A 20,246-nucleotide genomic window follows, 5' to 3' on the forward strand; every position below is an offset into this window, starting at 1 on the left:
TCACCGGACTCCGGACGCGGTGAGCTGGGGCTGTGCGGACCGGGCGAGGTAGCTCCGGAACTCGGTGACCGAGGAGGTGTCCTCGAAGACGGCGTCGAATCCGGCTTCGACGAGCCCGGGTCCCAGGGGCTCCGCGTCGGAACCGCGGACGCCGAGTTTCCCGCCGATCACCACGCGCAGGTCGCGCAGGTCGGGGTGGCTGCGCAGCCGCCGCACGGCACGTGCGCCGTCCAGGGCCCCGTGCCCGTTGACGCTGCTGATGACGACGAGGTCGGGGCGGACCCGCCGGCATTCCTCGATGAGGAGTTCGTCCGGTACGCAGGAGCCGATGTTCGTGACCTCGTGCCCCATCTCCTCGATGAGGAGCTGGAGGAAGACGAGGTTCCAGGTGTGCGAGTCGGAGGAGACGCTGGAGACCAGGACCCTGCGGCCGCCGCGCTCGGTGGCGGCGTCCGGCCCGTTCACCGGCTCCGCCGGGGTCGGACCGTACGGGTTCTGGAGGCTGTACGTGGACAAGGAACCGCTCTCTTCGGGTCGGCGGGATGACATGGCGAAGCCGGGCGGGAGCCCGCGGTGCGGTGCGACATGGTGCGCTGTGGTGCGGTGCGCTGTGGTGCGGTGCGCTGTGGTGCGGGCGGAGCGGACGTGCGGCGGGGGGACGCGCGCGTCCGCCCCGCCCGCACCGGTCAGGGGGCGGCGGTGACGCCGACCGGCCGGAGCGGCTTCTGGGGGGTGCGCGCGGCCGCGGGCGCGGTACGGATCGCCAGTACGGTGCAGCCCGTGCGGCTGGACATCTGGTGTTCGGTGCCCGGTCCCTCGACGACGAGGTCGCCCTTCACGTACGAGATGCCGTCGCTGTGGTCGAGGACACCGTCCAGGACCAGCATCAGCTCGTGGCCGAGGTGCTCGTGGAAGTCCCCGTGCGCACCCGGCGGGAAGCGCAGGAGCAGGCCGACGGAGTCCTCCCCCTTCGCCTCGTCGGGGGCCCACAGCACATGGTGCTCGACGCCTGTGCGGCCGGGCTCGGACCAGGTGACCCAGTCCAGGTCGTCCAGCTCGAAGCCGCTGCGAAAGACATTCGGTATGTAGGCGATGTCGGACACATTCCCACCTCTCAAAGGTTTGACTTGCATCTCCATGAGAAGGCTATGTAGGCGTGTGCCGATCCGATCCGCACCGAATGCGATGGGCGGCATCACATATTTCGATGGGCCTGTTCCCCCGGAATCGGCCGGCCCCGGAAAAGCAGAAGGGCGGGTGGGTGAAGAACGGTCACCCGTTCTTCACCCACCCGCCCTTCGCCGTCCACGGACCGGTCAGGCCGGCTGTGCCTCCCGCTGCCTGCCGACCCTGACGGCCACGTCGCAGAAGGCGGTCACCGCCGCCGTCGAGAGGTGGCGCCCGGCCCAGAGCGCGCGGACACCGAGCCGGACGCGGGGCAGGCCGGGGAGGACGGCGAGCCCGCTGCCCTCGCCCTCCGCCCGCACCGACTCGGCGGGCAACATCGCGATGCCGTAGCCGACGCGGGCCAGCTCCCGGGCCCCGCTCACCGAGCCGGCCTCGATGACCTGCGGTTCGATGCCGTAGACCTCCCGGAGCGCGGTCACCATCACCTGGTGCGAGGAGCAGTCGGGGTCGACCGCCAGCACCTTCACCTGCGAGAGCGCCCGTGCCCGGTCCGCGATACGGGACAGTTCCAGCGACCCGACCGGCACCACTTCCAGGTCCGGCAGTTCCTCGACCACCAGGCCGGCCGGCAGGTCCCCCGCGCCGACGAAGTCGCCGTGCACCAGGGCCAGGTCCACCTCGTTGGCCTGGACGGCCCGGGCGGCGTTGCTGATGACGAGCTGACGGGGTGACACCTGCACCTTGGGGTACCGGTAACGGCAGTCCTGCAGCAGGGCCCCGACCCGGGTCTCCAGGAGGAGGGCGGAGGCCCCGACCGCCGCACGCCCCTCCAGTTCACCGGACGGATTCAGGGCGTTGGACATTTCGTCGACCACATGGAAGATACGGTTCGCGTATTCATGGAAGATGTCCCCCGACGGCGTCAGCCGGACGCCGTGCGGCAATCTCTGCACTAACTGCATACCCACACGCGTTTCCAGCGACCGAATATGTGAGGTGACACTGGACTGTGCATACCCCAGACTGCGTGCCGCCTTCGTGAAGCTGCCCAGCCTGGCGACTTCGCGGAAAGTTCTCAACTGATAGAGCGCAAGATCCAATGTCATTTTCTCCCCCACAGAAAAAACGGCGTCTTACGGGAACCGCCTCCCGGCACGGTGTGGGGCACCCTCCATCGCACGCCCCCCAAGCCGAGGAACCCCCCGCTCCTCGACGGAGCCGGCCCCTACGGGCCCCTGCTCCGCTAGCCTAGCCAGACTAACGGACCAGAGGTGTGTATGCCGTTAGCTCGATCCTGCCATGGAGCGTGTGCCCCGAACAAGCGCCGCCTCCCCTCCCGCCCGAGGACCCAGATGACTCAGACCGATCCGTTCCCCACCCCCCGGGACGTCCCGCCGCTGAACGGCGAGCCGTTGCCGCTGGAGTTCCTCAACACCGTCTTCCCGGTGCGCGGCGAGCTCCACGACGGCTTCCGGTCACCCGAGCACCTCATCTGGTGGCTGCGTTCCTGTCGGGCCCTGTTCACCACCCCCATCGACGACTGCTCCCTCGCGGCCGTGGACGAGGCCGACGTGCTGGGTTTCACCTTGCTCAGGGACGCCGGCCGGCGTCTGGTCGACTCCTACATGCGCTGCGGCGAGCCCGAGCCGTGGGACGTGGCGCAGGTCAACCGGGCCGCCACCATGGGCCGTTCGCTGCCGATGCTGCACTGGACCCCCGGGGAACGGCCGACCGTGAGGCACTGGTGCACGGCGACACCCGTGGTCGCGGCCCAGGCGGAGGTCGCCCACGCCCTGATCGAGCTGCTGGCCGGCTCCTCCGGCGTGGAGCCGACGCCGTGCACCGCGCCGGGGTGCGTCTTCTTCTTCGACCGCGGACGCTCCCGCAGGCAGTGGTGCTCGACGGGGTGCGGCAACAGGGCGCGAGCCGCCCGGCACTACGCCCGGCACCACCTCGCGGAGCTCCATCCGACGGCCCGGCGGGCCGAGTGACCACCTAACGGTGTCACCACCAACGGGCCGTTAGGCGGACATGGACACCGCATGAAGGGCCTGGGCAGCCCCGGGGCATCGGGATTGCCGATGGCTGGCATCTGGGGAGCCATCGGTGACGGGGGGCGGAGCCGCCGTACGTTTCTCGGCGAAGAAGGCATCGCCGCGGTGACGACGCGTCAGGAAGTCACCGGGCGCCGACAGACAGGGATCTCATCTCATGCTCCGCTCCATACGCAAGGGCAGGACTCTGCGCGTGGCCGTGGCCGGCCTGTCCCTCGCGGGCGTCGCCACACTGGCCCCCTCCGTTCCCGCGGCGGCCGAAGTCACGCCCCCCGCCGGCGACACCTCCGTGCCCTCCACGGCGCGCGGCTCCCAGGACCACGTCCTGTACTGGAACAACGTGCTGCTGGAGGTGTTCCGCAAGACCGGCGGGACGCCCGGACCGCTCACCCGCGGTGCCGCGATCCTGGACCTCTCGATCTACGACTCCGCCAACTCCATCCGCACCATCGGCAAGCCCTACCTCACGAAGGACGCGTCCGCGGCCGGTGCCTACGGCTCCCTGAACACGGCCATCGACTACGCCGCGTACACCGCGCTGCGCGGCGCCTTCCCCGCGTACCCGGCCGCCGACCTCGACGCCAGGCTGAAGACCGCCCTGGCCCTGCCCGACGTCGGCAACTCGTCCCAGCGGGCGTTCGGCCGTGACCTCGGGACCAGGATCGCCAAGGCCCTGCTCGCCCACCGGACGGGCGACGGCTCGGACGACACCACGCCCTACGTGGTGAACACCGCCCCCGGTCACTGGCAGCCGGCCCCCGGCAAACCCGCGGGCGCGCCCAACTGGGGCAAGGTGAAGCCCTTCGCCATCTCCTCGGGCAGCGGGTTCCGGCCGGGCCCCATCGGCGGCTTCGCCACACCCGAGGCCCTCCTGAAGAGCCCCGAGTACGCCGACCAGGTCAACGAGATCAAGCGGATCGGCGGTAAGAACTCCACCGCCCGCACGGCCGACCAGACGGAGCTCGCCCACTTCTGGGCCAACGACATCGACGGCACGTACAAGCCTGTCGGCCAGCAGTTCGAGCACACGGCCGTGATCTTCAAGAAGTACCGCCCGTACGGCAGTTCCTTCGAGAGCGCCAAGCTCTTCGGTCTCACGTCGGCCGCCCTCGCCGACGCCGCGATCGCGATCTGGGACTCCAAGTACGGCACCGACTGGGACGTGTGGCGCCCGGTCGACGCCATCACCCGCGCGAACGAGGCCCCCAACCCGGGCATCGTCGCCGACCCGTCCTGGCAGCCCGAAGAGCAGGACCTGGCGGGCAACAGCTTCAGCCCCAACTTCCCCACCTACGTCTCCGGGCACTCCGGGGTGGGCTCCGCGTGGGCCGGCATCGTGCGCAACTACTTCGGCACGGACAAGCTCTCCTTCACCGGTGGCACCGACGACCCGCTGGCCAAGGGTGTCACCCGCTCGTTCCCGAGCCTGAGCGCCGCGGCCCAGGAGAAGGCCGACAGCCGCAAGTACCTCGGCGTGCACTTCGAGTGGGACAACTCCGCCGCGCTGGAGCTGGGTTACGACCTCTCCGACGAGGTGTACCGGAACATCCTGAACTGACCCGCGGCGCGACGCCCGGGGCAGGGGTCAGCCGTCGCTCCCACGGGAGCGGCGGCTGTGCCGTGAGACCCGTACGCGGTTGCCGCACCCGACGGTGCACCAGGCGCGGCGGGCATGGCTCCGGACGAAGTACAGGATGCATCCCGGTGCCTCGCAGGCCCGCAGTTTCCCGGCGTCCGGACCCCCGAAGAGTTCCACCGCCGCACCGGCCGTCGCGCCGAGCGCCACCAGGAACGGGTCGGGCTCCCGGCACCGCTCCACCACCCGCAGGGCTCCGCCCTCCGGCTCCCCCTCGGCGGGCCTCAGCTCACGCCACCGCGCGGCCCGTCCCGCCGCCCCGTTCAGCACGGCCAGGTCCGCCGGGTCCGGGGGCCGGCCGGCGGTGAGCGCCGATGCCAGGGACCTCAGCGCCCGGCGCAGTTCAAGGAACACCTCCAGGTGGTCCCGGCCCGCCGGGGCCGGCCCCCCGATTCCCGCCACCGCCTCCGCGGGGAGGGCGTCCCGGTGCGTGACGAGCCAGTCCCGCAGGTCCCCGGGGGTGGAGAGCGCGTCCACCAGGTGCCCTCTCATTCCGCCCCTGATGTAGGTCGTGTTGACCAGGTCCAAGGCCAACGGCTCCCCCGTGAGCGGGAGTTCGTCGATGGGTGACCGGCCGCGCCGCCGGTCCGTCTGCTCGCTCATGTATCCCATCCTGCCGTCTCGGTTTCGCCGCCATGAGCTAATGGATATGCATAGGATGCTTCCATTAGCTCATGTGCTCGCCGTTCCCGCACCCCTGGGTGCGCGCATTCCCGTACCCGCATCCCGGCCCATCCCGTCCCCCTGGAAGGAACGTCCGTGTCCGACACGCGTGTCTCCGAGCTCTCCCCGCAGCGCCGACTCAGCTCCGTCCTGACGAGCAAGGCCCCGGCCCGCCCCGCGTTCCCCGTCGTCTCGGTGGCCACGCTCGGCGGCGTGACGGCCCTCGTCGCCCTGGTGGCGATCGGCGTCCTCCTCGACCAGACGGTGCTCATCCCGCCGCTCGCCGCGAGTGCCGCCCTGGTCTTCGCCGCCCCGTCCCTCCCCCTGGCACAGCCCCGCAGCGTCATCGGCGGTCAGCTGGTCTCGGCCGTCGTCGGCTTCGTGTGCCTGGCCGTCGGCGGTGACTCGGTGTGGTGCTCGGCGGTCGCCGGCGGTCTGGCGATCGGTGCGATGGCCCTGGCGAGGACGCCCCACTCCCCGGCGGCGGCGACCGCCGTCATCGTGGTCGTCACCCAGCCCTCCACGGTGCTCTTCCTGCTCCTGCTGCTCCTGGCCACCGCGGTGATCGTCGGCGTCGGCATCCTCACCGGCCGCAGCGGCCGGACTCCCCGCTACCCCACCTACTGGTGGTAGGCCGCCGATGACCAGCCGTTACGCACAGCTGCTGTTCACACCGCCGGTCCAGGCGCACCAGGAGGAGCAGGGCAGCCGGCGCAACTACGCCGCGATGGCCGAAGGGCCCGCCGAGGCCGACCGCCTGACCTCTTCGGAGGCCGGCTTCATCGCGCGGGCCGGCAGCTTCTACCTGGCGACCACCGGTTCCTCGGGCTGGCCCTACGTGCAGCACCGGGGCGGGCCACCGGGTTTCCTGCGGGTCCTCGACGAGCGCACGCTGGGCTTCGCGGACTACCGGGGCAACAAGCAGTACATCACCACGGGGAACCTGGACACCGACGACCGGGTCTCCCTGCTGCTGATGGACTATCCCGCGCGCAGGCGGCTCAAGATCCTGGGGCGCGCCCGGACCGGCACCCCGGACGAGTGGCCCGCCTCGGCCGGACCGCTGGTCCCCGACGACTACCGGGCCGCGCCCGAGCGGGTCCTGTTCGTCACGGTGGAGGCCTACGACTGGAACTGCCCCCAGCACATCGAGCCGCGCTACACCGCCGCCGAACTGGAGGAGGCGCTGAAGCCGGTCCGGCAGCGGATCGCCGAGCTGGAGCGGGAGAACGCCCGGCTGCTGGAGGCCACGCGCACCGGCGGGCCGGGCACAGCGTGAGCACCGAGGACGCCGGCGGCCCTCCGGCGGGGCCCGCCACCGGACCCGCCACCGGGGTGTCGCAGCATCCCGGGCTGCTTCGGCACCCCGGGATGCTGCGGGCCTTTCCCGGCGGGCGGGCCACGCTGGGCCTCATCGCCCCGCTGGAGTCGTTCACCGGGGACGTACCGTCCATGGCCGGCCATCTCCGGCTGGCCAGGACGGCCGAGGACCTGGGCTTCTCCACGCTGTGGCTGCGCGACGTGCCCCTGCTCGTGCCCGGTGAGGGGGACGGCGGCCAGCTCTTCGACCCCTGGGTCTATCTGGGGGCGCTGTCGGTCGCGACCCGGCACATCGCCCTCGGTACGGCGAGCACCGTGCTGCCGCTTCGCCACCCGGTCCACGTGGCGAAGGCCGCGGACTCCGTGGACGTGCTCTCGGGCGGCCGGATGCTCCTCGGCGTCGCCCGCGGCGACCGCCCGGGGGAGGTGCCCGCCTTCGGCCTCGATCCGGCCGGCCTTGCGGACGGGCTGCGGCACGGGTGGGAGTACGTACGCCACCTCACCGAGCCGGGACCGTCGGGTTTCCTCTCCCCGCTCGGCACGGTGGCGCCCGGATCCGGTCTGCTCCCCCTGCCCGCCGGCGGCCGGCTGCCGATGCTGATGACCGGCCGCGGCGGGCAGCCCCTGGAGTGGACGGCGCGGCACGCGGACGGCTGGCTCTACACGGCTCTGGAACCGGAGCGGCAGCGGGCCAACACCGCGCGCTGGCGCCGGCTGACCGGCGAGCCGGGCTCCCCCGGCTACAAGCCGTACGCGCAGGCGGGCTACCTGGTGCTCGACGAGGACCCGTACGCGTCACCGCGTCCGCTGCCGCAGGGCTGGGCGATGGGGCGTGAGCCCCTGCTGGACCTCTTCAAGACCTACGAGGCCGCCGGTGTCGACCAGCTGATGGTCAACCTCCGGCACAACACCCGCCCCGCGTCGGAGGTGATGGAGGAACTGGCGGCCTGGCTGCTGCCGCACTTCCCGGCCGGGGAGGTCCCGCCCGCCGGGTAGGTCCGGCGGACCGGGCGTCAGAGCTGGACGCGGGCCGCGACCGGGAGGTGGTCGCTGTCCGTCGCGGGGAGGGTCCAGGAGGCGAGGGGCTCGACGCCCCGCACCATGATCTGGTCGATCCGCGCCATCGGGGAGGACGCCGGCCAGCTGAAGCCGAAACCGTCGCCCGCCGCGCCCTGGGTGGAGCGCATCTGGGCGGTGACGGCGTTGAGCGAGCGGTCGTTCATCGTGCCGTTCAGGTCGCCGAGGAGGACCACCCGGTCCAGCGGTTCGCCCGCGATCGCCTCGCCCAGCGCGTCCGCGCTGTCGTCCCGCTGGTTGGCGGTGAAGCCCGCGTTCAGCTTGACCCGTACGGAGGGCAGGTGCGCGACGTACACCTTGACCGGGCCCTCGGGGGTGGTGACCGTGGCCCGCATCGCCCGGGTCCAGCCCAGCTTGATGTCGACGGGGCTGGAGTCCGTCACCGGGTACTTGCTCCACAGGCCGACGGTTCCCTGCACGGAGTGGTGCGGGTACCGGTCGGCGAGCGCGTCCTCGTACGCCGCCACCTTGCCGCCCGGCAGTTCCTGCAGGGCCACGACGTCCGCGCCGGAGCCCGCGACCTGCTGGGCGGTGCCCGCCGGGTCGGGGTTGCCCGCGTTGACGTTGTGGGTGGCGACGGTGAAGTCGCCGCCGGTGCCCGACTTGTCGGCGAACAGCAGGCCTCCGAAGAGGTTGAGCCATACCGCGACCGGCAGGACGAGGGCGATCAGGGCCGTCGCGGAGCGCCGGACCAGACCGAGGAGCAGCAGCAGCGGCACGAGGAGGCCGAACCAGGGCAGGAACGTCTCGATGAGGCTGCCCAGGTTGCCGACGGCGTTCGGGATGTCGGAGTGGAAGACCATCACGACCGTCAGGAGGACCGAGCAGAGCGCCAGCAGGATGCCGCGCCGCCAGATGCCCCGGTCGGAGGCCAGTCTGTGACGCAGGGCCTCGAAACGGGAGCCCGGCCGCGGACCCGCGCCGGCGTTCTCGGTGTCCGCCCTGTACGCCTGCACCATGCGCTCGTCCTCACTGCCTTGCCGTACACATCACCGCGCCTCCCGACCCTAGGCGATGGGTGACGCCGTTCCCGCCGTCGACGACGGCCCTACTGCCATCAGGACGACCGGCAGGGCGTGGCGGGTTCCGGTCACGGCCCCGGTCGGGGCGCTTGTGACAGAACGATCACACACGGGCGTCCGCCGGTTCCAGGTCTGTGACCTGCGGTTCCGGTGAAAGCGGCGCCAGCCGGTGGCGCAGGACACGGGACGGCGTGGTGGGCGGGTGCTCCGCCGGGGCGGGTCGGGCCGGTGGACGGCTCGGACGGCGCGGTGGGCCCACTTCCCGGGAACGCCTGCGGGATGCCACCATGGAAGGGATCCGGGGACGCCGTCAGGGCGCCTCGAGATGACGAAGGAGCCGTTGGCCATGTCGCTTCAGGCTGCGCAGAACCAGTCCGCCACACCCCCCGCGGGTCCCGCTCCCGGTGCCGGCAAGGCCCTGTACGGAGGCCGGAGCACCCGCCGCATCACCGTCCACGACATCGCCGCCGCCAGCGAGCGCGGCGAGAAGTGGCCCATGCTCACCGCCTACGACGCGATGACCGCGTCCGTCTTCGACGAGGCCGGCATCCCGGTCATGCTGGTCGGCGACTCGATGGGCAACTGCCACCTCGGCTACGAGACGACGGTGCCCGTGACCATGGACGAGATGGCCATCCTCTCGGCAGCCGTCGTCCGGGGCACCAAGCGCGCCCTCATCGTGGCCGACCTGCCCTTCGGCGCGTACCAGGAGGGCCCGGTCCAGGCCCTGCGCAACGCCACCCGGCTCATCAAGGACGCCGGTGTGGGCGCGGTCAAGCTGGAGGGCGGCGAGCGCTCCCACGAGCAGATCCGGCTCCTGGTCGAGGCCGGGATCCCGGTCATGGGCCACATCGGCCTGACCCCGCAGTCCGTCAACGCCATGGGCTACCGGGTCCAGGGTCGGGGCGAGGAGGCGGCGCAGCAGCTGCTGCGCGACGCGAAGGCGGTGCAGGACGCGGGCGCGTTCGCCGTGGTCCTGGAGCTGGTGCCGGCCGAACTGGCGGCCGAGGTGACCCGCTCCCTGCACATCCCCACCGTCGGCATCGGCGCCGGGCCCGACACGGACGCGCAGGTGCTGGTCTACACCGACATGGTCGGGCTGACCGGCGGCAAGGTGCCGCGCTTCACGAAGCAGTACGCGAACATGCGTCAGGTGCTCGCCGACGCCGCCAAGGAGTACGCCGAAGAGGTCGTCGGCGGCACGTTCCCCGCGGCGGAGCACACGTTCCACTGACGCCCTGCTGACCACTGCCGCACCACCGACAGCCCGCCGACTTCCCCCATCGGCGGGCTGTCGCCCGTCACCGCCCTGAGCCGCGGCCCGTCCCTGTCCGCGCCCGGTCGTCGTCCCGCCGTCAGCGACATGTCGGTGACTTGTCGGTGGCGGCTGGTCTGATGGTCGCCATGAAGCAGAACAAGAACCTCAGAAGCGGCGCGAACGCCGTCGAGGTACGGGGGCTGGTCAAGCACTACGGCGCGACCAGGGCACTGGACGGTGTGGACCTCGACGTGCGCGAGGGCACCGTCCTCGGCGTGCTGGGTCCCAACGGCGCCGGCAAGACCACCCTCGTACGCTGCCTCTCCACGCTGATCCTGCCCGACGCCGGACACGCGGTCGTGGCGGGCTACGACGTGGTGCGGCAGCCCCGCCAGCTGCGCCGCACCATAGGCCTGACCGGGCAGTACGCCTCGGTCGACGAGAAGCTGTCCGGCTGGGAGAACCTCTACATGATCGGGCGGCTGCTCGATCTGTCCCGCAAGAAGGCCCGGTCGCGCGCCGACGAGCTGCTGGAGCGCTTCTCGCTCACCGACGCGGCGAGGAAGGCCGCGATGGACTACTCGGGCGGTATGCGGCGCCGGCTGGACCTGGCCGCGTCCATGATCGGGAGCCCGGCCGTCCTCTACCTGGACGAGCCGACGACGGGGCTCGACCCCCGTACCCGCAACGAGGTCTGGGACGAGGTGCAGCGGATGGTCGCGGAGGGGGCGACCGTGCTGCTCACCACCCAGTACATGGAGGAGGCGGAGCAGCTCGCCAGTGAGCTCACCGTCATCGACCACGGCAGGATCATCGCGCGCGGCGGCGTCGACGAGCTCAAGGCGAGGGTCGGCGGCCGCACCCTGCAGATCCGTCCCTCCGACCCGGCCGAACTGGCCGCGATGGCGCAGGCGCTGCGGGAGGCCGGTCTCGACGGCGTCGCGGGCGCCCAGGCGGTCCCGGACGAGGGTCTGCTCTACGTACCGATCCTCAGCGACGAGCAGCTGACGGCCGTCATCGGTCTGCTCGGTGTCCGGGGCTTCTCGCTCGCCCACGTCTCCACCGCGCTGCCCAGCCTGGACGAGGTGTTCCTGGCCATCACGGGCGACAAGGCCACCGTCACCGACACGACTCCCCAGGAGGTCGCGGCATGAGCACGACGACTTTGACGCCCGCCCCCGCGGACGCGCCCACGTCCGCGCCGGCCACGAAGCCGCATGACGAGGGCCGGATCGGGCTGCGGAGCAATCTGCGCCACATCGGGGCGCTGGTGCGGCGCAACCTGCTCCAGATCAAGAAGGATCCGGAGTCGATGTTCGACGCGCTCCTGATGCCGGTCATCTTCACTCTGCTGTTCGTGTACGTCTTCGGCGGCTCGGTCGGCGGCAGCATGGGCGGCGGCAGGCAGGAGTACCTCAACTACCTGATCCCCGGTCTGATGGCGATGATGGGCATGAACATCGCCATGGCGGTCGGCTCCGGTGTCAACGACGACTTCCGCAAGGGGGTCATGGACCGGTTCCGCACGATGCCGATCGCCCGCTCCTCGGTGCTCATCGCGAAGATCGTGGTCGAGCTCGGCCGGATGATGGTGGCAACGCTGATCCTGCTGGGCATGGGCTTCGCGCTCGGCATGGAGCTCCAGGAGTCCGTTCTCGGGCTGATCGGGGCGATCGTCCTGTCGGCCGCGTTCGGCGCCGCGATCATGTGGATCTTCATCCTGCTCGGACTGACCATGAAGACGGCACAGGCCGTGCAGGGCATGGGGATGCTCGTGCTGATGCCGCTCCAGTTCGGTTCGTCCATCTTCGCGCCGACCCGGACCATGCCCGGATGGCTCCAGACCTTCACCGACTACAACCCGCTGTCCAACCTGGCCGACGCGGCCCGCGCCCTCATGATGGGCGGCCCGCTCGCCCACTCGGTCTGGGTGACGCTCGGCTGGACCGTGGCCATCACCGCCGTGATGGCCCCGCTCGCGGTGTCCAAGTTCCGCAAGGCGTCCTGACGCCTACTCCGCGTACGCGTCGACGAGGGCGGTGGCCTCCTCCCGGGAGAGGCCGCCGCCCTCGGCGTACGCGGCCTCGTAGGCGGCGTCCCCGAGCACCCCGCGGGCCAGCTCCTCGGCAGCGGCGTAGTTGTCCCGCTCCATCGACGTCGGCACGTGCCCGTGCGGCAGCAGCGCCTGCCCGGCGGCCAGCAGCCGCGCCGCGAGGGCGGCCCGGCGCTCCCCGCCGAGCCCGGCCAGCGCCCGTGCCACGGTGACCAGGTGGATCACGCGCATCTGCGGCGCCACCATCTCGGACAGCCGGTCGTCGGCCCGCGCCAGCGCCTGACGGCTCCGGGCCAGGGAGTCCGCGTACCGCCCTTCCTGGCTGTCCAGCCATGCCGTGCCCCCCAGCACGAAGGCCTCGAAGACGCCCATGGACGCTGCCCCGAAGTCGTCGCGCAGCAGGTCGAGCTGCTCGCGGGACTCGACGGTCCGGCCGGACATGCCCAGCCACATGGCCAGGAAGAACCGGGCGAAAGCCGTCGCCTCGTGCCCCGCGTGCCGTCCCTCGGTGAGCACCCTCCGCAGGATCGCCTCGCCCTCCGCGCCGCGGCCGAGCTCGGTCAGTGCCGAGGCGTACCGGGTGCGGAGCACCAGCACCTGGGCCCTGGCGCCCAGTTTCTCGGCGTAGCCGATCGCGGCCTGGTAGTCCTCGGCCGCCCGGGTGTGGTCACCCGTCCTCTCACTGGCCTCGCCGCGCGAGGAGAGCGCCTCCGCAGCGCCCCAGTCGTCACCCAGGCGGCGGAAGATCTCCAGGCTCTCGTCGGCGTCCGCGAGGGCCTCGCCGGCCCAGTCGGGCCGGTTGGCCAGCACGTTGGCGCGCATCTGGAGCGCGCCGGCCAGCTCCCAGTCGTACCCGAGGTCCCGCGAGGCGCGGACCGTCTCGTCCAGCACCTGGCGCAGGAGGGAGAAGTCCCCGGTGAGCACGACGGCGAAGAACCAGAGCGCGCCCGGGCTGCGGCAGGTCTGCGGCTGGCCGGGGCGGTAGGTGGAGGCGATGGTCCGCAGGCGCTCCATGCCGGCCTCGTCGGTCCGGACGCCGATCCCGTGGTCCGTGGTCGCCATCCGGATCAGCGCCACCTGCCGCCGCGCCTCCTGCAGCAGTTCGGGACCCATGGGCGGCGGCGCGTCGGTGCAGCGTTCGGTGAGGGAGGGCGCGGTGGCACCGGGCACGGCGAACGGGTCGGGGCCGAGCGCGGCGACGGCGTCGGCCCACTGCAGGGCGTCGCCGCGCAGATCACGCATCTGCCAGTACCAGGCGAGCGAGAGCACGATGCAGAGCGACTCCTGCTCGTCACGAGCGGCCACGGCGTGCCGCAGGGCGGTGCGCAGGTTCTCGTACTCCCGCTGGAGCAGTTCGAGGGCGGCGAGCTGTCCGGCGCCACGGAGCGCGGGGTCGGTGGTACGGGCCAGTTCCCGGTAGAACACGAGGTGCTGCCGTTCGACGACGGGCCGCTCCCCCGCCTCGTCGAGCCGTTCGGCGGCGTACTCGCCGACGGTCTCCAGGAGGCGGTAGCGCATCCCCCCGTCGGCGGCGGGAGCGGCGACGACGAGGGACTTGTCGACGAGCGAGCCGAGCACCGCGGCGACGTCGCGGGCGTCCTGCGGCCGTTGCGCGCAGACCGCTTCGGCGGCGGCGAGTGTGCAGCCGCCCGAGAAGACCGAGAGCCGCCGCAGGGTGGTGCGTTCGTCCTCGTTCAGGAGGTCCCAGGACCAGTCGACGACCGCCCGCAGGGTCTGCTGGCGCGGCAGCACGGTGCGGCTGCCGCCGGTCAGCAGGCGGAAGCGGTCGTCGAGACGGTCGGCGATCTGGCGGGGGGTGAGCATCCGCAGCCGGGCGGCGGCCAGTTCGATGGCGAGCGGGAGCCCGTCGAGGCGGTGGCAGATCTCCGCGCAGGCCGTCGCCGTCCCCTCGTCCGGGTCGACCCGGAAGCCGGCCAGCGCGGCGGCGCCGCGCTCGGCGAGCAGACGCAGGGCCATCGCGTCGGGCAGCGGGTCGACCGGCCGGACGAACTCGCCCGGTACGCCGAGGGGCTCCCGGCTGGTCGCGAGGACGGTGAGCCCGGGGCAACGGGTCAGCAGGTGGTCGACGAGGGCCGCGGCTGCCTCGACGACGTGTTCGCAGTTGTCCAGGAGCAGGAGCATCCGCCGCCCGGAGCAGTGTTCGGTGAGCCGGGCGAGCGGCTCGCCCGCACTCCGTTCCGCGGCCCTGAGCTCCTCGGCGCCCGCTCCGCGCAGCACGGTCTCACGACCGCCGAGCGCGGTGAGGACGGCCTCCGGCACCGCGTCCGGATCGTCGACCGGAGCGAGCTCGGCCAGCCATACGCCGTCCGGCCAGACGGCCGGGCCGGCGGACTCGGCCGCCTCCTGCGACAGCCTGGTCTTGCCCGCGCCGCCGGGGCCGAGGAGGGTGACCAGCCGGGCCCGGTCCAGGTCGGCGCGCAGATCCGCGATGTCCGCCTCCCGTCCGACGAAGCTGGTGAGCCGGGCCCGCAGATTGCCCGGCCGTGCGGGCAGGGGCGTGGGAGCGGGGGGCTCGGCGGGCGGGTCCTGGTGCAGGAGTGCCTCGTACAGACCGCGCAGCACGGGTCCCGGGTCGGTCCCCAGCCGTTCGGCGAGCAGGCCGCGCACCTCTTCGTACGCGGCGAGGGCCTGCGCGGTGCGTCCGGCGTCCCGCAGCGCCCTGATGCGGAGGGCCTGCAGGTGTTCGTCCAGCGGGTGGCCGGCGCAGAGTCCGGCGAGTTCGGGCAGGGCGTGGACGGCGCGGCCCTGCGCGAGGACGGCCTCGATCCGGGCGCGGCGGACGTCGAGGCGCCTGTCCTCCAGGCGGGCCGCGGCCACGGCGCGGTCGGGCAGGTCGGCGAGCGCGGGTCCGCGCCACAGGGCGAGCGCGTCGTCGAGGAGGGTGGCCGCCCGCACCGCGTCGCCCTCGTCGAGGGCCCGGAGGCCCTCCCCCGCGAGCCGCTCGAAGCGGTGCAGGTCCACGGTGTCCGGGTCGGCGGCGAGCCGGTAGCCGTTCGTGTCCGACGCGACGGCGTCCCGGCCCAGCGCGCGCCTGAGGCGGCCCACGAGTGCCTGCAGAGCGCCCAGGGCGTCGGCGGGCGGTCCACCGTCCCAGACCTCGTCGACGAGCACCCGGGCCGGGACCGTACGGCCCGGGCGCAGGGCGAGCACGGTGAGCAGGGCGCGCAGCCGCGCTCCGCCGAGGGCGACGGCCGTTCCGTCGGCGCGGAGGGCGCGGGTGGTACCGAGGATGCCGTAGTGCACGCGCCCATTGTCCGTGACGGCTGCCTCCTGCGAGGAACCACCACCTCTCGTGGGACGTTCCCGCCGTGCCACCCGTACCCTCGGGGGCCACGAGCCGTCCAGCCCCGGGAGTGCCGCCGATGACCACCGCGTTCCGTCGTCCCAGCGACCGGCGGGTCAGCCCGGTCTTCCTCGGCATCGCCGCCGTCATGGCCGTCTCGGGCTGGGCGGTGTGGACGGAGTTCGCGGAGCAGACCGGCTTCGCGGTCTTCCTCTTCGTCACCGCGGGCTGGATCGTGTCGCTCTGCCTGCACGAGTACGCGCACGCGCGCACCGCTCTGCACAGCGGCGACATCTCGATCGGGGCGAAGGGCTATCTGACCCTCAACCCGCTCAAGTACACCCACGCCCTGCTGAGCATCGTGCTTCCGGTGCTGTTCGTGATCATGGGCGGCATCGGTCTGCCGGGCGGGGCGGTCTACATCGAGCGGGGCCGCGTCAGAGGGCGGTGGAAGCACAGCCTCATCTCGGCGGCCGGCCCTCTGACGAACGTGCTGTTCGCCGTCGTCTGCACGGCGCCGTTCTGGCTGGGCGCCCTCGACGGCGTCCCGCTGTCGTTCCGGTTCGCGCTGGCGTTCCTGGCCCTGCTCCAGGTGACGGCGGCGATCCTCAACTCCCTACCGGTCCCGGGGCTCGACGGCTACGGCGTGATCGAGCCGTGGCTCTCGTCCCGGATCCGGCGGCAGGTCGAGCCGTTCGCGCCGTTCGGGCTGATCGCGGTCTTCGCGCTCCTGTGGATCCCGGAGGTCAACGGGGTCTTCTTCGACGCGGTGGACGCGCTGCTGCGCGGCCTGGGCGTCAGTGAGGTGGAGACGTACTGCGGGCTCGACAGCTACCGCTTCTGGCAGGAGTGGTTCGGCGACCAGGACCCGGGCTGCGCCCAGGTCCGCTGACGCGCGGCGGCCGTCAGGCGGTGGCGCCGGACTCCGCCTTGCGCTTGCGGAGGTAGAACCACGCCATGTTGGAGGAGAGACCGGCCAGCAGGATCCACACGACGCCCAGCAGGACGCTGCCCTGGACGAAGGAGACCACGGCCGCGGCGACGGCGAGGACGAAGACGATGCTGGCGTAGAGGGCGAGGCGGGGCATGAGGGCGTGTGCTCCTGTCCGGGGGCGGTGCGCGTTCCCGTCCAGTGTCCCTCATGCCCGATTCGGCTCCGGGCACGGGCTCACACGTCGGTGGTACGCAGCCCCGCGTGTGCCTTGTAGCGGCGGTTGACGGAGATCAGGTTCGCCACCAGCGACTCGACCTGGTGGGCGTTGCGCAGCCGGCCGGCGAAGATGCCGCGCATGCCGGGGATGCGGCTCGCGAGCGCCTGCACGATGTCGGTGTCGGCGCGCGCCTCGCCCAGCACCATGACGTCGGTGTCGATCTCCTCGATCCCCTCGTCCTGGAGGAGCACCGCCGACAGGTGGTGGAAGGCGGCGGTGACCCGGGAGCCGGGCAGCAGGGCGGCGGCCTGCTCGGCGGCGCTGCCCTCCTCGGGCTTGAGGGCGTAGGCGCCCTTCTTGTCGAAGCCGAGCGGGTTCACGCAGTCGACGACGAGCTTTCCGGTGAGCTCCTCGCGCAGGGACTCGAGCGTCCTGGCGTGTCCGTCCCACGGCACGGCGACGATCACGACGTCGCTGCGGCGCGCGCACTCCGCGTTGTCCGCGCCCTGGACGCCGTGGCCGAGCTCGGCGGCGGCCGCCTCGGCGCGGTCGGCGGCACGCGAGCCGATGACGACCTTCTGTCCGGCGCGGGCGAAGCGGTAGGCGAGGCCGCGGCCCTGGGGGCCTGTTCCGCCGAGTACGCCCACGGTCAGACCGGAGACGTCGGGGAGGTCCCAGGGGTCCCTGGCGGGCGGCTTGGGGGCGCTTCCACTGTCATTCGTAGTCATGGCGCCGACCCTACTGCCAGGTAGGGGAAGCGGGACTCCCACCTCGTCGCTCCGGGACCCACGTCACGACGGAAGGGGCAAGGGGCTCCCGTCCGGGTGGATTACCGCGATCATGCCGCCGGACGGCCCGGGGCACGGGCATGATGCCGGGCCATGGATGCCGTACGTGTCGCCCTGCTGCGTGACGTGCTCGCCGGGACGGAGTGGCCCGCGGCGGCCCGGGGGTTCGCCCGGGCCCTGCGGTCGTCGGTCGTCCCGCAGGGCGGCGGACTGCTGCTGGTGGGGACCGAGGTCTACGAGCCGTGGCACATGGCGGCCCACCTGGTGGACGAGTCGACGTGGTCGGGCCTGCCGCAGCTCCGGCCCACGCTCGTACGCCACCGGGTGGAGCCGGGCGATCCGGCGCACCTCGCCGTCGGACTCGGCCGGATCGAGGCGGCCGGCCGCGGCGAGACGCTGCTGCTGGTCGCCCCCGGGCGGGCCGACGGCGGCCTCCTCGAACGCGTGCACGACGCACGTCGCTCAGGAGCCACCGTGCTCACCCTGGACGGCGGCGACCCGGAGGTGCGGGGCCTCGCCCACGAGGCGCTCACGGTCACGGACGAGGACGAGGTCGACCTGGACACGGTCCAGCACCTGGTCAGCGCGGCGGCGGGAGAGAACGTCGCCCCGTCCTCCCGGGGCCGCCGCACGTTCCGCGACCGCCTCTCCCGCCTGGCCGACCAGCTGACCGCCCCACCGCCGGCCCGCTGGTGACAGGCCGGCCCGCGCCCCTCACCGGCGTGCGGCAAGGGGCGCGGGCGGGGGCCGGGCGGCCGGCGGTGCCGGTCAGTCCGGCGTCCCGTCCGCCCCGCCGGCCGAGCGGTCGTGCCACTTCGGGTCGTTCTCCCACGCGGAGTTCCGCTCACGCGCCGTGTCCATCGCGCGCTGAGCCTCCCCCGGGGTGGCGTACGGGCCGAACCGGTCCTTTCCGGGGCACTCGGGGCCCTCCTCGACCGAGCTGTGCTCCAGGCAGTAATACCATTCGCCCGGTTTGCCCACCGTGCGTTTCTTGAACAGGGCCATCGCGGGATCCTTTCCTCGTTGCCATCGTGCCCCGAGGTCGCTGGTTAGACTCGCTGACATGTCTGGCCAGTCGCTTCTCGCACCAGGGGAGATCACTCCCGTCCGTTCCGTTCCCGGAAGGATCCGGCGCCCCGAGTACGTGGGGAAGCCCGCTCCCACGCCGTACACCGGCCCGGAGGTCCAGGACTCCGACACCGTGGAGCGCATGCGGATCGCGGGCCGCATCGCGGCCCGGGCGATGGAGGCGGCCGCCGAACGCATCGCCCCGGGGGTCACCACGGACGAACTCGACAGGGTCGCCCACGAGTTCATGCTGGACCACGGAGCCTACCCCTCGACCCTCGGCTACCGGGGCTTCCCGAAGTCGCTCTGCACCTCGGTGAACGAGGTCATCTGCCACGGCATCCCGGACTCGACCGTGCTGCGGGACGGCGACATCGTGAACCTCGACGTCACGGCGTACATCGACGGCGTGCACGGCGACAACAACGCCACCTACCTCTGCGGCGACGTCGACGAGGAGTCCCGGCTCCTCGTGGAGCGCACCCGGGAGTCACTGAACCGCGCCATCAAGGCGGTGCGGCCCGGACGGCAGATCAACGTGATCGGGCGCGTCATCGAGTCGTACGCGAAGCGGTTCGGCTACGGGGTGGTGCGGGACTTCACGGGGCACGGGATCAACTCCTCGTTCCACTCCGGCCTGATCATCCCGCACTACGACAGCCCGCAGGCGACGACCGTGATGCAGCCGGGGATGACGTTCACCATCGAGCCGATGCTGACGCTCGGGACCCATGACTACGACATGTGGGACGACGGCTGGACCGTGGTGACGAAGGACCGGAAGCGGACCGCGCAGTTCGAGCACACACTGGTGGTGACCGAAACCGGCGCGGACATCCTGACACTGCCGTGAAGGACGCCCCCACGGGCACCCTTACCGACAGATGGTCGGGAACCTGTTGACTTAGGTATACCTAAGCAGGAGGATCGGCGTATCGGTGCGCGGCGGCGTGTCCAGCTGCTGCCGGTAGACACGTTTCTGTCCGGACTTCCCCGTCCCCCTCGGTCCCCGGAGGCCCGCCTTGGACTCGACCGCCACCACCACGCCCTTCTCGACCCTGATCCGCACCGCTTCGCACGAGCAGCACACGGAGGCGGAGTCCTCGTCCTTCATGAGCGACATGCTCGGCGGGCGGCTGGGGGTCGACGCGTACACGCGGTACACCGAGCAGCTCTGGTTCGTCTACCGGGCGCTGGAGGAGGGCGCGCACGCCCTGCGCGAGGACCCTGTCGCCGGGCCCTTCATCCAGGCGGAGCTCATGCGCACGGCCGAGCTGGAGCGCGACCTCACCCATCTGCGGGGCGAGGGGTGGCGCGAGGGTCTTCAGCCGCTGCCCGCGACCGCCGCGTACGCCGCGCGGGTCGCCGAGTGTGCCCGTGAGTGGCCGGCCGGGTACATAGCGCACCACTACACCCGCTACCTGGGCGATCTCTCGGGCGGCCAGATCATCCGTGGCACGGCGGAGAAGACCTGGGGCTTCGAGCGCAAGGGGGACGGGGTGCGGTTCTACGTGTTCGAGCAGATCCCCAACCCCGCCGCCTTCAAGCGGGAGTACCGGGAGCTGCTGGACGCGGTGGACGCCGACGACCTGGAGAAGCAGCGCATCGTCGACGAGTGCAAGCACGCCTTCGCGCTGAACACCGCCGTCTTCCGTGAGCTCGGCGAGGCCTTCCCGCTCAGCGCGTAGGACGACCGCCGTACCGAGGCGGCGGCGGCCGGCGGT

General features: G+C 72.2%; 21 protein-coding genes. 12 read left to right on the forward strand and 9 right to left on the reverse strand.

The window, feature by feature from the left end; genetic code table 11:
* The 3 genes from ACHFIV_RS24465 to ACHFIV_RS24475 form a co-directional block, all read right to left on the reverse strand.
* Positions 1-516, reverse strand: a complete 516-nt coding sequence (locus ACHFIV_RS24465; RefSeq protein WP_398972890.1) for a cobalamin B12-binding domain-containing protein — start codon at positions 514-516, stop codon at positions 1-3.
* A 170-nt stretch (positions 517-686) separates the two neighbouring features.
* A complete protein-coding gene (locus ACHFIV_RS24470; protein ID WP_398972893.1) occupies positions 687-1,103 on the reverse strand; it encodes a cupin domain-containing protein in 417 nt (138 codons plus the stop codon).
* A gap of 213 nt (positions 1,104-1,316) precedes the next feature.
* Entirely contained in the window at positions 1,317-2,234 is a 918-nt protein-coding gene (locus tag ACHFIV_RS24475) for a LysR family transcriptional regulator (RefSeq protein ID WP_398972897.1), read from the reverse strand.
* Positions 2,235-2,480: 246 nt separating this feature from the next.
* On the opposite strand from ACHFIV_RS24475, the gene ACHFIV_RS24480 reads away from it, so the two are divergent.
* Both ACHFIV_RS24480 and ACHFIV_RS24485 read left to right on the forward strand, forming a co-directional pair.
* Positions 2,481-3,119, forward strand: coding sequence for a CGNR zinc finger domain-containing protein (locus tag ACHFIV_RS24480; protein WP_398972900.1), 639 nt, complete (start codon positions 2,481-2,483; stop codon positions 3,117-3,119).
* Between the two features lie 220 nt (positions 3,120-3,339).
* Complete coding sequence (locus ACHFIV_RS24485; protein WP_398972903.1) at positions 3,340-4,740, forward strand: vanadium-dependent haloperoxidase; 1,401 nt, start codon at positions 3,340-3,342, stop codon at positions 4,738-4,740.
* 27 nt (positions 4,741-4,767) lie between these two features.
* On the opposite strand, the gene ACHFIV_RS24490 is transcribed toward ACHFIV_RS24485, so the two are convergent.
* Positions 4,768-5,421 (reverse strand): CGNR zinc finger domain-containing protein, encoded by a 654-nt coding sequence (locus ACHFIV_RS24490; protein ID WP_398972905.1) that lies wholly within the window; start codon positions 5,419-5,421, stop codon positions 4,768-4,770.
* A 156-nt stretch (positions 5,422-5,577) separates the two neighbouring features.
* On the opposite strand from ACHFIV_RS24490, the gene ACHFIV_RS24495 reads away from it, so the two are divergent.
* Genes ACHFIV_RS24495 through ACHFIV_RS24505 form a run of 3 tightly spaced genes read left to right on the forward strand, consistent with a single transcriptional unit; the run spans position 5,578 to position 7,797 of the window.
* On the forward strand, positions 5,578-6,114 hold the full coding sequence (locus tag ACHFIV_RS24495) for an HPP family protein (RefSeq protein WP_398972908.1): 537 nt from the start codon (positions 5,578-5,580) through the stop codon (positions 6,112-6,114).
* Between the two features lie 7 nt (positions 6,115-6,121).
* Positions 6,122-6,760, forward strand: coding sequence for a pyridoxamine 5'-phosphate oxidase family protein (locus ACHFIV_RS24500; RefSeq protein ID WP_398972909.1), 639 nt, complete (start codon positions 6,122-6,124; stop codon positions 6,758-6,760).
* Positions 6,757-7,797: a TIGR03571 family LLM class oxidoreductase gene (locus tag ACHFIV_RS24505; RefSeq protein WP_398972911.1), complete on the forward strand. Its 1,041-nt coding sequence runs from the start codon at positions 6,757-6,759 to the stop codon at positions 7,795-7,797. The genes ACHFIV_RS24500 and ACHFIV_RS24505 overlap by 4 nt, the downstream gene beginning before the upstream one ends.
* Positions 7,798-7,814: 17 nt before the next feature.
* Here ACHFIV_RS24505 and ACHFIV_RS24510 read toward each other — a convergent pair whose 3' ends face one another.
* The gene (locus ACHFIV_RS24510) at positions 7,815-8,837 is read right to left on the reverse strand and encodes an endonuclease/exonuclease/phosphatase family protein (protein ID WP_398972914.1); all 1,023 of its coding nucleotides are present in this window, start codon (positions 8,835-8,837) and stop codon (positions 7,815-7,817) included.
* A gap of 409 nt (positions 8,838-9,246) precedes the next feature.
* On the opposite strand from ACHFIV_RS24510, the gene panB reads away from it, so the two are divergent.
* From panB to ACHFIV_RS24525, 3 genes are all read left to right on the forward strand, one after another.
* Entirely contained in the window at positions 9,247-10,134 is an 888-nt protein-coding gene (panB, locus tag ACHFIV_RS24515; RefSeq protein WP_398972917.1) for a 3-methyl-2-oxobutanoate hydroxymethyltransferase, read from the forward strand.
* Positions 10,135-10,295: 161 nt separating this feature from the next.
* Positions 10,296-11,312 (forward strand): ATP-binding cassette domain-containing protein, encoded by a 1,017-nt coding sequence (locus tag ACHFIV_RS24520; RefSeq protein ID WP_398973024.1) that lies wholly within the window; start codon positions 10,296-10,298, stop codon positions 11,310-11,312.
* A complete protein-coding gene (locus tag ACHFIV_RS24525; protein WP_398972919.1) occupies positions 11,309-12,166 on the forward strand; it encodes an ABC transporter permease in 858 nt (285 codons plus the stop codon). Before ACHFIV_RS24520 ends, ACHFIV_RS24525 begins: the two co-directional genes overlap by 4 nt.
* Before the next feature lie 3 nt (positions 12,167-12,169).
* Here ACHFIV_RS24525 and ACHFIV_RS24530 read toward each other — a convergent pair whose 3' ends face one another.
* Positions 12,170-15,475: a BTAD domain-containing putative transcriptional regulator gene (locus ACHFIV_RS24530; RefSeq protein WP_398972922.1), complete on the reverse strand. Its 3,306-nt coding sequence runs from the start codon at positions 15,473-15,475 to the stop codon at positions 12,170-12,172.
* Positions 15,476-15,594: 119 nt separating this feature from the next.
* Here ACHFIV_RS24530 and ACHFIV_RS24535 point away from each other — a divergent pair, with 119 nt between their 5' ends.
* Positions 15,595-16,407, forward strand: coding sequence for a site-2 protease family protein (locus ACHFIV_RS24535; RefSeq protein ID WP_398972924.1), 813 nt, complete (start codon positions 15,595-15,597; stop codon positions 16,405-16,407).
* Positions 16,408-16,420: 13 nt separating this feature from the next.
* Here the strand turns inward: ACHFIV_RS24535 and ACHFIV_RS24540 are convergent, their stop codons facing one another.
* A complete protein-coding gene (locus ACHFIV_RS24540) occupies positions 16,421-16,603 on the reverse strand; it encodes a hypothetical protein (RefSeq protein WP_398972928.1) in 183 nt (60 codons plus the stop codon).
* A gap of 80 nt (positions 16,604-16,683) precedes the next feature.
* Positions 16,684-17,394, reverse strand: coding sequence for an NADPH-dependent F420 reductase (npdG, locus tag ACHFIV_RS24545; RefSeq protein ID WP_398972930.1), 711 nt, complete (start codon positions 17,392-17,394; stop codon positions 16,684-16,686).
* A 153-nt stretch (positions 17,395-17,547) separates the two neighbouring features.
* On the opposite strand from npdG, the gene ACHFIV_RS24550 reads away from it, so the two are divergent.
* Positions 17,548-18,150 (forward strand): hypothetical protein, encoded by a 603-nt coding sequence (locus tag ACHFIV_RS24550; RefSeq protein ID WP_398972933.1) that lies wholly within the window; start codon positions 17,548-17,550, stop codon positions 18,148-18,150.
* Positions 18,151-18,222: 72 nt separating this feature from the next.
* On the opposite strand, the gene ACHFIV_RS24555 is transcribed toward ACHFIV_RS24550, so the two are convergent.
* Positions 18,223-18,459: a hypothetical protein gene (locus ACHFIV_RS24555; protein WP_398972935.1), complete on the reverse strand. Its 237-nt coding sequence runs from the start codon at positions 18,457-18,459 to the stop codon at positions 18,223-18,225.
* Between the two features lie 58 nt (positions 18,460-18,517).
* On the opposite strand from ACHFIV_RS24555, the gene map reads away from it, so the two are divergent.
* Both map and ACHFIV_RS24565 read left to right on the forward strand, forming a co-directional pair.
* On the forward strand, positions 18,518-19,375 hold the full coding sequence (map, locus tag ACHFIV_RS24560; RefSeq protein ID WP_398972938.1) for a type I methionyl aminopeptidase: 858 nt from the start codon (positions 18,518-18,520) through the stop codon (positions 19,373-19,375).
* Positions 19,376-19,544: 169 nt separating this feature from the next.
* The gene (locus ACHFIV_RS24565) at positions 19,545-20,210 is read left to right on the forward strand and encodes a heme oxygenase (biliverdin-producing) (RefSeq protein WP_398972941.1); all 666 of its coding nucleotides are present in this window, start codon (positions 19,545-19,547) and stop codon (positions 20,208-20,210) included.
* The last annotated feature ends 36 nt before the right edge of the window (positions 20,211-20,246 follow it).

The organism is Streptomyces sp. ALB3 (genome assembly GCF_044385685.1).
Lineage (GTDB): Bacteria > Actinomycetota > Actinomycetes > Streptomycetales > Streptomycetaceae > Streptomyces.

Excerpts from the sequence above, each read along its gene's own strand:
- ACHFIV_RS24475 (WP_398972897.1), bottom strand. The coding sequence starts at position 2,234 with ATGACATTGGATCTTGCGCTCTATCAGTTGAGAACTTTCCGCGAAGTC.
- ACHFIV_RS24480 (WP_398972900.1), top strand. The coding sequence starts at position 2,481 with ATGACTCAGACCGATCCGTTCCCCACCCCCCGGGACGTCCCGCCGCTG.
- ACHFIV_RS24485 (WP_398972903.1), top strand. The coding sequence starts at position 3,340 with ATGCTCCGCTCCATACGCAAGGGCAGGACTCTGCGCGTGGCCGTGGCC.
- ACHFIV_RS24490 (WP_398972905.1), bottom strand. The coding sequence starts at position 5,421 with ATGAGCGAGCAGACGGACCGGCGGCGCGGCCGGTCACCCATCGACGAA.
- ACHFIV_RS24500 (WP_398972909.1), top strand. The coding sequence starts at position 6,122 with ATGACCAGCCGTTACGCACAGCTGCTGTTCACACCGCCGGTCCAGGCG.
- ACHFIV_RS24510 (WP_398972914.1), bottom strand. The coding sequence starts at position 8,837 with ATGGTGCAGGCGTACAGGGCGGACACCGAGAACGCCGGCGCGGGTCCG.
- panB (WP_398972917.1), top strand. The coding sequence starts at position 9,247 with ATGTCGCTTCAGGCTGCGCAGAACCAGTCCGCCACACCCCCCGCGGGT.
- ACHFIV_RS24520 (WP_398973024.1), top strand. The coding sequence starts at position 10,296 with ATGGTCGCCATGAAGCAGAACAAGAACCTCAGAAGCGGCGCGAACGCC.
- ACHFIV_RS24525 (WP_398972919.1), top strand. The coding sequence starts at position 11,309 with ATGAGCACGACGACTTTGACGCCCGCCCCCGCGGACGCGCCCACGTCC.
- ACHFIV_RS24535 (WP_398972924.1), top strand. The coding sequence starts at position 15,595 with ATGACCACCGCGTTCCGTCGTCCCAGCGACCGGCGGGTCAGCCCGGTC.
- ACHFIV_RS24540 (WP_398972928.1), bottom strand. The coding sequence starts at position 16,603 with ATGCCCCGCCTCGCCCTCTACGCCAGCATCGTCTTCGTCCTCGCCGTC.
- npdG (WP_398972930.1), bottom strand. The coding sequence starts at position 17,394 with ATGACTACGAATGACAGTGGAAGCGCCCCCAAGCCGCCCGCCAGGGAC.
- ACHFIV_RS24550 (WP_398972933.1), top strand. The coding sequence starts at position 17,548 with ATGGATGCCGTACGTGTCGCCCTGCTGCGTGACGTGCTCGCCGGGACG.
- ACHFIV_RS24555 (WP_398972935.1), bottom strand. The coding sequence starts at position 18,459 with ATGGCCCTGTTCAAGAAACGCACGGTGGGCAAACCGGGCGAATGGTAT.
- map (WP_398972938.1), top strand. The coding sequence starts at position 18,518 with ATGTCTGGCCAGTCGCTTCTCGCACCAGGGGAGATCACTCCCGTCCGT.